Here is a 1,306-nt window from a genome sequence, read left to right on the forward strand (position 1 = left end):
CATTAGTGTCCACTAAAAATTAAAGCACAATTGGCCATGACCATTTTCAGGCATATCATCCATTTGCACCACCCTTTTGAAGAGTTCCCTGATCGGTGTTTTGTCGAAAAGCGACATGCTCAGGATGCGAAGCACATCAAAAGTGCTTCGATTAAGCCGGAGGTCATGCTCAATAATAGCAACAAGGCAATAGGCTGTAACTGCCGAGAAAATCTGGATTCTGACAGCATTTTCGGTTACACCCCAGAAAGACTTTACACGCAGATGTTGTTTAATCCACTTAAAGAAGAGTTCCACTTGCCATCTGCTTTTATAAAGCAGGGCAATGTGTTTTGCGCTGATTTCAAAATTATTAGTGAGGTAAGTGAAGGTCCTTTGGTGTTTCATAGAGTAATAGCCGACACGCCGGAGCAAAACAGGGTATTTTCCCCTTGTCTGCTGTCCTGTAAGTCGTATCGTCTGATCGTAGAGAATATTATCAGGGCTTTCAAGGAGATCCTCGCCCTCAATTATTCTATATTGAAGCTGACCTCTTTCCCTTATAATAAAGTTGGAACCGATGAGATTGATTGTAAAAAGCCTTGCAAGATCAAAATAGCCACGATCAAAAATATAGTAAGCATTTGGCTCGTAAGGAATCTCATCCATCGCATTCATGTCATGAACTTTGGCCTCCGTAATATGAAGAAAGGTTGGAATTTGAGTAATAACATCATAAAGTGTATGTACCTTAATACCACCTTTGGCCTTGCGAAATCTTGCCCACCAGAAAAGGTTAAGGCACAGGTCAATCGTAGTAGAATCAAAAGCATAAAACCTTCCGTTAATTTCAAACTCTTTGGTGATTCGTTTCCCCTGGGCGATGAATATCATTTTGTAGGCAAATTCCTCAAATATCCTGCAATCCCTGTTCGCGTTCGCTTTCGACAGATTGCTGCGTGTTATCAAAGATTTACCGAAACCCAGATGGTAAGACTTCGGTGCATGTGCAGTAATTATGCAGACAAGCTCTCTAAGGCTATCACAGCCAGACAACTGACCGTACATCATGATCAGCAACTGGTTCCAGCAACTGAAAGACTTGATGTATTTGTCACCTTGGTACTTCATAACGATTCGTTGAAATGCTTTTTGAGGAAGAAACTCGATAAGTTGTGCAAAAACATATTTTCCACTGTACATACCCCTAAATTTAATTTTGAATTTAAAGGTATGAATTCAAATCGTGGACAACCTATTTCGAGCATATCTTACATAATATCAAGTTCTTAAAACAATATTTTATAAAGTTTAGTGGACACTAATG

The 1,306-nt window shown here is 39.7% G+C and carries 1 protein-coding gene; it reads right to left on the minus strand.

Annotated features, from left to right (window positions below):
• Positions 1-12: 12 nt before the first annotated feature.
• Positions 13-1,182 carry an IS4 family transposase gene (locus D1164_RS23575; protein ID WP_119352357.1) on the minus strand — a complete coding sequence of 390 codons (1,170 nt, stop codon included), beginning with the start codon at positions 1,180-1,182 and terminating at the stop codon, positions 13-15.
• Positions 1,183-1,306: the final 124 nt, after the last annotated feature.

This window comes from Mariniphaga sediminis (assembly GCF_003573545.1).
Lineage (GTDB): Bacteria > Bacteroidota > Bacteroidia > Bacteroidales > Prolixibacteraceae > Mariniphaga > Mariniphaga sediminis.